Here is a 10,073-nt window from a genome sequence, read left to right as displayed (position 1 = left end):
CACCGCGCCCTGGCCAAGGGCCAGCAGATCGCCGGCGCCGACCGCAAGGCCATCGACGAGGTCGTGCCGACCTACACGCAGATCTCGCCCGACGTGGCGGCGGCCATGCGGGTCGGCACGTTCACGATGGAGAGCGACCGAGCCGGCGTGCAGAAGCTCGCCGACCTCATGTACGGCTTCGGCTTCATCAAGACCAGACCGGACGTGGGGCAGATCTTCGCGTCCGTGAGCTGATGCCGCCGGGGCCGGGCCACCGTGGACGAGGGTGGTCCCGTCACCCGCGGTCCGGCCCTCGGGTGCTCCGCACGAAGGCGGCGGCACCGACCCTGCTCGTTCGGTGGGTCCCGGCCACCCCGCGCACCGGGACCACCACATATGTGTGCGGCCGCAGCCGTTTGCCCTTCATTCGCCGGAGCAGGACTCTCGGATGAGAGGGGATTCCGCGGCTTGACCTGGAGCCCGGTCCAGGTGGCAGCGTCGTCCCCGAGCACGTACGCGGCACGAAGGAGCCTGACATGACATTCCGGCAGCTGGGGCGCAGCGGCATCCAGGTGAGCGCCATCGGGTTCGGCGCCTGGGCCATCGGCGGGCCGTTCACGTCCGGCGGCAAGCCCGCCGGCTGGGGCGAGGTGGACGACGACGAGTCCGTGGCGGCGATCCACCGCGCGCTCGACCTCGGCATCACCTTCTTCGACACCGCCGACGTGTACGGCACCGGCCACAGCGAGCGGGTGCTGCGCAGGGCATTGGCCGGGCGGCGCGACGACGTCGTCATCGCCACCAAGTTCGGCAACGTCTTCGACGCGGAGACGCGTACCGTCACCGGCCGCGACATCTCGCCCGGCCACGTCCGGCGGGCCTGCCGGGCCTCGCTCGACCGGCTCGGCACCGACCGCATCGACCTCTACCAGCTCCACGTCGGCGACGCGCCGCTCGATCGGGTGGACGACCTCATCGCCACCCTGGAGGAACTCGTCGACGGCGGCCTCATCCGCGCCTACGGGTGGAGCACCGACGACCCCGAGCGGGCCGCCGCCTTCGCCAAGGGGCCGCACTGCGCGGCCGTGCAGCACGAGCTCAGCGTCCTGCGCGACGCGCCCGCCATGCTCGCCGTCTGCGACACGCACGACCTCGCCTCGGTCAACCGGGGGCCGCTGGCGATGGGGCTCCTGTCCGGCAAGTACGGCCCGCAGTCCCGGCTGCCCGGCAACGACGTACGGGGGGACTCGCCGGCGTGGATGACCCTCTTCCGCGACGGCCGGCCCGCCCCCGAGTTCCTGAGCATGATGGAGGCGATCCGCGACATCCTGACCTCCGGCGGCCGCACCCTCGCCCAGGGCGCGCTCGGGTGGCTGCTGGCCCGCAGCGCCCGCACCCTGCCGATCCCCGGCATCAGGACGGCCGCCCAGGCCGAGGAGAACGCCGGCGCCCTGCGCCACGGACCGCTGAGCGCGGCCGACCTGGCCCAGATCGACGACCTCCTCCAGCGCCCGTCCTGATCACGACGCGGCGCCCGCCCCGCATGGGCGAGCCGCCTTGGCTTCCGGCCTGAACGGTCATGAGGCCGCCAGGGGGCGTCTTGCCGCGTTCGTGTCGTCGTGGGGGTGCTGGAGGCGGATCTGGCGGACGCACTCGGTGGCGACGCGGCGGGCGAACCCGGCCGGGTCCTCGTGGGCGGGCACCGGCTCCGGCACGACCGCGTGCACGATGCCCTCGGCGAGCAGGTCGGACGCGCGTACCCGCTGCCGCCCGGCCACCGACGCCGCCTGCTCGGGGCCGCCGTAGAGGATGGCGCTGGCGCCCTCGGGCGGGAGCGGTGACAGCCACGCGTTGCCCGCCGCGATCACCCGGCGGGACGGCAGTAGTGCCAGCGCGCCTCCGCCCGTCCCCTCGCCCAGCAGCACCGAGACGGTGGGGACGGTCAGCTCCACCATCTCGGCCAGGCACCGGGCGATCTCGCCGGCCAGCGCGCCCTCCTCGGCCGCCGCCGACAGGTCGGCGCCGGGGGTGTCGATGACGCACACCAGCGGCAGGCGCAGCTCCTGCGCGATGCGCATGCCCCGGCGCGCGCCCCGCAGCGCGGCGGGGCCGAGTGGCCGCTGCTGGGACTGGGTGCGGCGGTCCTGGCCGACGAGGACGCAGGAGGTGCCGGAGAACGAGGTCAGCGCCAGCAGGAGCGCGTCGTCGGTCTCGCCGAGCTGCGTGCCGTGCAGCGGCAGGACGTCGTCGGCGGCGTACCGCAACAACTCCCGCACCCCGGGCCGGTCGGGCCGCCGCGTCAGCGCGATCGACGTCCACGCGTCCCCCGCCGCCGCGGGCGCCACGTCGCTCGCGCTGCCTGGGGCGGTCGTGGCCGGGAGGAGCGGGTCGGCCGTGACGGGTGAGCCGTGCCCGGCGGGGTGGCCGGTGAGGAGGGCGAGGGCGCGGGCGGCGACGGTGGCCAGCTCGTCCGTGGGGACGACCGCGTCCAGGATGCCCTTGTCCACCAGGTTCTCGGCCACCTGCACCCCTTCGGGGAACGGCTCCCCGCGCAGGGTCCGGTAGACGACGGGGCCGAGGAAGCCGATGAGCGCCCCGGGTTCGGCGACCGCGACGTGCCCGAGCGATCCCCAGGAGGCGAACACGCCGCCGGTCGTGGGGTGGCGCAGGTAGACGAGGTAGGGCAGCCCGGCGGCCTTGTGCGCGACGACGGCGCGGCTGATCTCGACCATCCGCACGAAGGCGGGCGTGCCTTCCTGCATGCGGGTCCCGCCGGAGGCGGGTGCGGCGATGAGGGGCAGGCGTTCGCGGGTGGCGCGCCGGACGGCCGCGACGATGCGCTCGGCGGTGGCGACGCCGATGGAGCCGCCGAGGAAGCCGAACTCGCTGACGACGAGCGCCGCCGTGTGCCCGCGGATGGCGGCGCGCCCGGTGAGCACGGCCTCGTCGGTGCCGGCCCGTTCGGCGGCGCGCCGCAGCACGGCGAGATAGTCGGCGTCGTACGCGCCGAGCTCGACGGGCTCGTCCCAGGAGCGGAAGCTGCCGGGGTCGACGGTGGCCTCGATCAGCGCGCGGGCGCCCAGCCGGGTCATCGCAGCCGGGCGTCGTTGCCGACGATGGGGTTGCGGAGGGTGCCGAGGCGTTCGACCTCGACCTCGACGACGTCGCCCGGCCGCAGCAGCCATGGGGGAGTGCGGGCGTAGCCGACGCCGGCGGGGGTGCCGGTGGCGAGCAGGTCGCCGGGGCGCAGGGTGAAGGTGCGGGAGATGAGGGAGAGCGTGTCGCCGACGGTGTAGACCATCTCGTCGGTGCTGCCGTCCTGGACGACCTCGCCGTTGACGCGGGTGCGGACGCGCAGGCCGTCGCGCAGGTCGCCGACCTCGGGGGCGGGCACCATGGGGCCGAGGGGGCCCGAGTTGTCGCCGTTCTTGCCGAGGATCCACTGGCTGGTGAGCTTCTGCGCTTTGCGGGAGGTGATGTCGTTGAAGGCGGAGTAGCCGACGACGGCGGCGAGCGCCTGGTCGGGGTCGGCGTCCACGAGGGGCGCGCCGACGTAGGCGACGACTTCGCCCTCCCAGTCGAGGCCGTCCTCATTGGCGGGGACGGGGACGGGGGCGCCGCCGACGGTGAGCGACTGCGTCCAGCGGGCGAACAGCGTGGGGTGCGGCGGGAGGTCCTTGCCGGCGAAGGAGCCCTCGGCGACGTGCTTGAGGTAGTTGAGCCCGATGCAGATGACGCGGGCGCCGGGCAGCACGGGCGGCACGAACGTGACGTCCGCCGCGGGGACGGGCGGACCGGACGGCTCCCGCGACAGGTGGCCGGCCGCGTCGGCCCAGAAGCGCTCCAGCGGGGCCAGCACCGTGACCTCGGTGCCGTCGGGTGACAGGGACGCCACCTCGACCGGGCCGCCGTCGCGGCGGATCCCCACGATCCTCATCGGTGATCTCTCCTTGCGCTCGCGCTGAAAGAAACGAACCCTTCTAAAGGTTCGGAGGTTTGTGTTTAGATGAGACTATGCCGCAGACTTCCTCGTCCGGACAAGCCCTGACCGGCCTGGGGCAGGGCGCGCGCACCCGCGCCGAGCAACTGGCCGCCCTGCTCGACGACCGGATCCGCACGCGCGGCCTGGCCCCCGGCGAGCCGGTCGGCACGCTGGAGTCGTTGCGCGCCGAGACCGGTCTGGCCTACGCGACGGTCAGCGAGGCCGTCCGGCTGCTGCGCGACCGGGGCGTGCTGGAGATCAGGCCGGGGCGCGGCGGCGGGCTGTTCGTCGCCGAGCGCGGGCCCGTGGTGCGGCTGCGGCACACGCTGCTGAGCGTCGAGGAGGAGCCGGGCACGGTCGCCGACGCCATCGAGCTGCGCGACCACCTCGAAGAGCTGATCGACGTCGGCGCCGCCCGGCACCGCACCGCCCAGGACGTCGCCGACCTGCGCGCCCTGCTGGGGCAGCTTGAGGCGGCGCCCGACTGGGCCGGGTTCATGCGCGCCAACTGGGCCCTGCACGAGCGCATCGCCGCGATCAGCCCCAACGCGATGGCGCGGGCCGTCTACATCGGCACGCTGGGCCACCTGGGGGCCGCGTCCTCCCGCTTCGACGACGACGCGGCCGCCTCCGGCTACCGCGCCGAGCGCCACCAGGTCCACGCCGACCTGGTCGAGGCGATCGCCGACGGCGACGAGGCCGCGGTGCGCGCCGCCGTGGCGCGGCACAACACCACCACCTGAGAAAGACCGAAGGGGCCTGCCATGCCCGGTGAGTACCGCCAGTACCTGTTCCCGCACGACCACCCGAGGCTGGCGGAGGTGCGGGGGCTCGACCCGTACGCCTACGGCGAGCTCGCGAGGAGGCCGGGCACGTTCACCGGCGGCCTGGTCGAGGGCTGGACGCCGCTCTACAGGAACGACTTCCGCGGCGTCACCGAGGACGGCGTCCTGCGCGACGGCCTCTACCCGCTCAAGCCCGCCGAGCCGGGGGAGGAGGCGCCGGTCGAGGCGATGGTGGCCGCCGCGAACGACCTGCTCGCCGTCCTCGACGACGAGGGACGCGAGCGGATCTCCTTCGCCGCCGACGCCGTGGAGTGGCAGACGTGGGCGAACCCGGAGTTCATGCAGTTCGACACCGGCCTGCGGCTGGACCTCCAGCCGGAGGCCGTCCGCGAGCGGGCGCTGGCGCTCGTGCGGGCCTCGCTCTCGCCGGAGGGCTACCGGCTCGCGCACGCGATGATGCTGGTCAACGGCTTCCTCGGCGAGGTCGTCGGCCTGGAGAGCATCCTCAACGAGTTCAGCTACAACATCGCCCTCTACGGCACCCCCGACCCGCGCGCCCCGTGGGGCTGGCAGCTCTACGGCCACCACTGCGCGCTCAACTGCCTGGTCGTCGAGGGGCGCATGGCGCTGTCGCCGGTGTTCCTGGGCGCCGAGCCGGACGAGATCGACGCGGGGCCGCACGCGGGCCTGCGCGACCTGTTCGCCGACCGGGTGCGGCTCGGGCTGGCGCTGATGGCGACCCTGCCGGAGGAGCAGCGGCGCCAGGCCGTCCTGTACGAGCGGATGGTCGATCCGGCCATGCCGGAGGGCCGGGTGCATCCGGGTGACGAACGCCACCTGGCAGGGGCGTTCCAGGACAACCGGGTCATCCCGTTCGAGGGGATCCGGCTCGCCGGCGCGCCCGCCGAGGCTCAAGCGCACGCGCTGGCCATCGCCGAGGAGTTCGTCCGGCTGCTGCCCGAGGGGCCGCGCGCGGCCCGGCTGCGGGAGATCGCCGAGCACCTGGACGAGACGTGGTTCTGCTGGATCGGCGGGCACCGGCCCGGCGACGTCTTCTACTACCGGCTGCAGTCGCCGGTGCTCATCGCCGAGCTCGACCACCACTGCGGGGTCTTCCTCGACTACGACACGCCCAAGCCGTTCCACGTCCACACCGTGCTGCGTACCCCGCACGGCAACGACTACGGCCGCGCCTGGGTGCGGCAGTGGCAGGAGCGGGCCAGGTGAGCGCCGAGGCGCGGCCCCGCCGGCGGCCTGCTCGCCCGCCAGGGCCGCGTGCGGCTCCCCAGCGGAGTGGCGGGGCTGTTCGACGACGTGTTCGGCGGGCCGGGCGCGCTGATCGCCCGGGAGGCGGGCGGCCTGGCCGGGCTGCCCGGCGCGGCGCTGAAGGAGCTGGGGGTCGACCTGGTGGCGCTGTCGGGGCCCGAGCCGCCCAGGGTCACGGTGGTCGAGGACGTGGACGGGGTGGACGGCGCCTGGCTCGACACGCTCGCCGCCGGCGCCGTGCTGGTGCGACCGGACTTCCACCTCTATGGTGCCGGTGACGCGGCCGCCGAGCTCGCCACCGGCTTCCTCGCCCGCCTCGGCGCGCCCGCGCCCGCCGCCACACTCTGAGATCGGAGCCCCCATGCCAGGACCGCTCGACGGCGTGCTCGTCGTCGACCTCACCCGCGCCCTCGCCGGCCCGCACGCCGCCATGATGCTGGGCGACCTGGGCGCCCGCGTGATCAAGGTGGAGAACCCGGCCGGCGGTGACGACACCCGCGGCTGGGGCCCGCCGTTCGTGCGGTCCGAGCACGGCGACCGCGAGTCGACGTACTTCCTGTCGGCCAACCGCAACAAGGAGTCGATCGCCCTCGACCTCAAGGACGACGCCGACCGCGGCGTGCTCACGAGCCTGCTGCGCCGCGCCGACGTGCTCATGGAGAACTTCCGCCCCGGCACGCTGGACCGGCTCGGCTTCGGCACCGGCGTCCTGGCCGAGCTGAACCCGCGCCTGGTCACGCTGTCCATCAGCGGCTTCGGGCACGACGGCCCCGAGGGCGGCCGGGCGGGCTACGACCAGATCGCCCAAGGCGAGGCCGGGCTGATGTCGCTCACCGGATCGGGGCCGGACGACCCGCAACGCGTCGGCGTCCCGATCGCGGACCTGCTGGCCGGCCTGCACGGCGCGTACGGGGTGCTGGCCGCGCTGATCGAGCGGCAACGCACGGGCCGCGGCCAGGTCGTGCGCACCTCGCTGCTGGCCTCCGTCGTCGGCGTGCACGCCTTCCAGGGCACGGCGTGGACCGTCGCGGGCCAGGTCGGCCGCGCCCAGGGCAACCACCATCCGTCGATCGCGCCGTACGGGCTGTTCCGCTGCCAGGACGGGTCGGTGCAGCTCTCGTGCGGCAGCGAGCCGCTGTGGCGCCGGCTGTGCGCCGAGTTCGGCCTGGACCCGCAGGAGCCGGGCCTGGCGACGAACGGCGAGCGCGTCGCCAACCGGGAACGGGTGATCGAGCTGATCGAGACCGCCTTCGCCGCCCACCCGGCCGAGACCCTGCTCGCCCGCCTGGCCGCGGCCGGCATCCCGGCGGGCAAGGTCCGCACGATCGACGAGGTCTACGCGTGGGACCAGACGCTGTCGCAGGGCCTGCTCGTGGACGTCGAGCACGACACCCTCGGCCCCCTGCGCCTGCCCGGCCCGCCGCTGCGCTTCTTCACGGCGGGCCCGGACGGCGAGCGGGAGACCACCCGCCGCGACCACACGGCCCCGCCGGTGCTCGACGCCGACGGCCCGAGCATCCGCGCGGAGGTCGGCGAGGGCTGAGGCCGAGTGCGGCCGGGGTCGAGCGGGGGCTGGGGTCGAGTGCGGGCTCAGGTCAGCGCGGGCTGAGGTCGAGTGCCGCGTCCTGGTCCAGGGGGAAGATGGGCCGCTTCAGGTTGCGGTACGGGAGCCGGTGCAGGTCCTGGTCCACGCCGCCCGGCGTGAGCGCGAGCATCCAGCCGGCCGCCGCCTCGAACAGCTCCGGCTCCAGGTAGCCGATCTTGACCGCGACGACGTCCACCCCGGCGACGTCCACCCCGAGCCGCCGGTACGACTCCAGCAGCCGGTACTGCATCCGCCGCGAGGTGAGGAAGACGCTCAGCCCGCCGATGCGCACGCCGGCCACGAGCCCGCCGTCGGGGTCGTCGGCCAGCGCCTCCAGCGTGCCCTCCAGCAGCAGCGGCCCCGGCGGGCGGGTGTCGACGCGGCCCCCGGCGCGCACGCTGACGGGCGAGCCGACCGGCAGGTGGGAGATGGCGGCCACGGCCTCCGGGTCGTACAGGGAGGCGTAGACGGCGCGGACCGAGCCGTCGCGGATCTCGGGCCTGGCCAGCATCCGCTCCAGGGCGTAGGTGACGTCGTCGGCGCCGCCCGCGCCGGGGTTGTCGCCGGAGTCGCTGATGAAGTACGGGCGGGCGGAGCCGTCCTTGAGCGCGGCGTCGAGGCATTCGTCCATGGAGCCGGTGGGGGCGACGAAGGCGAAGTCGTCGCGGGCGTCCCAGAACGCCTGGCCCAGCTCGCGGGCCGCCTGCTCGGTGGCGGCGGCGTCGGTGCCGGTGGCGACGACCGCGCCGGTGCAGCGCGGCTCGTCGGCCCAGGCGAAGCCGATCCAGACGGCGGCGTCGATCACGCCGGGCCTGGCCTCGATCTCGGGGATGCGGGCGTACAGGCCGCGGGCGGGCTCGACGCGGGTGCTGGTCATCTCGCCGGGCAGCAGGATCGGCACGTGGACGAGCGCCTTGTGCGGCCGGCCGCCGCGGCGCAGCGCTTCGACGAGGTTGCGGGCGGCGCGCTCGCGGGTCTCCCAGACGTCCACGTGGGGCGCGGTGCGGTAGCAGGTCAGCAGGTCGCAGCCGGCGAACAGGGTGGGGGAGACGTTGCCGTGCAGGTCCATCGCGGCCGACACGAGCGGCTCGGGGCCGATCACGGAGCGGACGGCGGTGATCAGGTCGCCTTCGGCGTCCTGGCGGCCGACGACGCTCATGGCGCCGTGGATGTCCAGCAGGACGCCGTCGAACGTGCCGTCGGACAGGCCCTCGACGATCTCGGCCCGCCAGGCGTCGTACGCGGCGGGCTCGACGGCGCCGCCGGGCAGGGCGCGGGCGTGCACGATCGGCACCCATTCGACGCCGGCCGCCCACGGCTCGCCGAGCCAGCCGTACCGGGCGAGCAGGGCCTGGCCCCGGGTGACCTCGAAGTCGGCGGTGCCGCTCACGTGCGGGGAGAACGTGCTGGACTCGATGTGGACGCCGCAGATGGCGATGCGCAAGGACACTGCTGTGCTGCTTTCTAGGAGGAACTTTCCGGCACGGGACGCAGGTCGGCCGTCTCCCGCAGGAGCCGGCCCAGCCCGATGAGGGCCGCGTCGGGGCCGGCGATGCTCGCCTCGATGGACAGGGACTGGGTCAGCGGCGGCAGGCAGCGCTCGTAGAGCATGCCTTTGACGGCGGCCACGTAGACGTCGAGGCTGGACAGGGCGCCGCCGATGACGACGCTGTCGGGGTTGAGGAAGTTGACCAGCCCCGACAGGGCGACGCCGAGCAGCCGGCCGGCCTGGCGGACGAGGGTGACCACGGCCGGGTCGGCGTTGACGGTGGCGGCGATGACGTCGCGGATGTCGGCCACGGGCAGGCCGCGCCCGGCCAGCTCGCGGGCCAGGGCGGCGCCGCTGGCGACGGTCTCCAGGCAGCCGCTGCCGCCGCAGGAGCACTCGCGCTCGCCGCTGTCGGCCACCCGCACGTGGGTCAGGTCGCCGCTCAGGCCGCGCCCGCCGCGGTAGATGCGCGAGCCGCTGACCAGGCAGCCGCCGATGCCGCTGCCGGCCTTGACGTAGATCATGTCGCCGGGGTCGCGCCGGTTGGCGTGCTCTGCCTGGTCACGCCGGACGGCGTGCTCGCCCGAGTCGCGCCGGGTGACGTGCTCGCCGATGGCGGCGGCCTTGGCGTCGTTGTCGACGACGGCGGTCACCTGGAACCGGTCGCGCAGGTCGCTCTGGACGTCGTACCCGCTCCAGCCGGGCATGCGGGCGGGGCCGACGAGCCGCCCGTGCGGGAAGTCGACCGGGCCCGGCAGCGCCATGCCGACGGCCAGCAGCCGCCGGCCGGGCGCGTGCGCGGCCCGGACGCCGTCGAAGGCCGCGCCGATCTCGTCGAAGATCGCCTTGGGCCCTGCTCCTATGTCGACGGCGAACTCCTCGGCCGTCAGCAGGTCCCCCGAAGGGGAGCACAGGCCGACGCGGGCGTGGCGGGCGCCCAGCTCGGCGACGGCGGAGAAGCCCCCCTCCTCCCCCCCGCGCCGGAAC

General features: G+C 74.8%; 9 protein-coding genes and 1 pseudogene. 6 read left to right on the top strand and 4 right to left on the bottom strand.

The genetic code is table 11. From position 1 onward, the window contains the following. Positions 1-234 (top strand): annotated as a pseudogene (locus HCN51_RS56945) (hypothetical protein); the annotation flags it as partial. 281 nt (positions 235-515) lie between these two features. Continuing rightward, positions 516-1,499, top strand: a complete 984-nt coding sequence (locus HCN51_RS56940) for an aldo/keto reductase (RefSeq protein WP_168022106.1) — start codon at positions 516-518, stop codon at positions 1,497-1,499. A gap of 57 nt (positions 1,500-1,556) precedes the next feature. Here HCN51_RS56940 and HCN51_RS56935 read toward each other — a convergent pair whose 3' ends face one another. Beyond that, complete coding sequence (locus HCN51_RS56935) at positions 1,557-3,071, bottom strand: carboxyl transferase domain-containing protein (protein WP_168022105.1); 1,515 nt, start codon at positions 3,069-3,071, stop codon at positions 1,557-1,559. Beyond that, positions 3,068-3,916 (bottom strand): fumarylacetoacetate hydrolase family protein, encoded by an 849-nt coding sequence (locus HCN51_RS56930; RefSeq protein WP_080045961.1) that lies wholly within the window; start codon positions 3,914-3,916, stop codon positions 3,068-3,070. The genes HCN51_RS56935 and HCN51_RS56930 overlap by 4 nt, the downstream gene beginning before the upstream one ends. A 77-nt stretch (positions 3,917-3,993) precedes the next feature. On the opposite strand from HCN51_RS56930, the gene HCN51_RS56925 reads away from it, so the two are divergent. From HCN51_RS56925 to HCN51_RS56910, 4 genes are read left to right on the top strand one after another with little or no spacing between them, the layout of a single operon-like run. After that, a complete protein-coding gene (locus HCN51_RS56925) occupies positions 3,994-4,704 on the top strand; it encodes a FadR/GntR family transcriptional regulator (RefSeq protein WP_168022104.1) in 711 nt (236 codons plus the stop codon). A 21-nt stretch (positions 4,705-4,725) separates the two neighbouring features. Continuing rightward, positions 4,726-5,973, top strand: coding sequence for a DUF3500 domain-containing protein (locus HCN51_RS56920; protein ID WP_168022103.1), 1,248 nt, complete (start codon positions 4,726-4,728; stop codon positions 5,971-5,973). Between the two features lie 27 nt (positions 5,974-6,000). Next, positions 6,001-6,360, top strand: coding sequence for a hypothetical protein (locus tag HCN51_RS56915; RefSeq protein ID WP_487353039.1), 360 nt, complete (start codon positions 6,001-6,003; stop codon positions 6,358-6,360). A 13-nt stretch (positions 6,361-6,373) separates the two neighbouring features. Further along, on the top strand, positions 6,374-7,555 hold the full coding sequence (locus HCN51_RS56910) for a CaiB/BaiF CoA transferase family protein (RefSeq protein ID WP_168022101.1): 1,182 nt from the start codon (positions 6,374-6,376) through the stop codon (positions 7,553-7,555). Positions 7,556-7,607: 52 nt separating this feature from the next. Here HCN51_RS56910 and HCN51_RS56905 read toward each other — a convergent pair whose 3' ends face one another. Beyond that, positions 7,608-9,047, bottom strand: a complete 1,440-nt coding sequence (locus tag HCN51_RS56905) for a M81 family metallopeptidase (protein WP_346434187.1) — start codon at positions 9,045-9,047, stop codon at positions 7,608-7,610. A 14-nt stretch (positions 9,048-9,061) separates the two neighbouring features. Then, positions 9,062-10,073 (bottom strand): ROK family protein (locus tag HCN51_RS56900; protein WP_168022100.1); only part of this gene is annotated, 1,012 nt, incomplete at its 5' end.

Origin of the sequence: Nonomuraea composti, from assembly GCF_012034275.1 — a bacterium.
In the GTDB taxonomy this organism is placed as follows: Bacteria; Actinomycetota; Actinomycetes; order Streptosporangiales; family Streptosporangiaceae; genus Nonomuraea; species Nonomuraea composti.
This window is presented reverse-complemented; position numbering and strand designations above follow the sequence as displayed.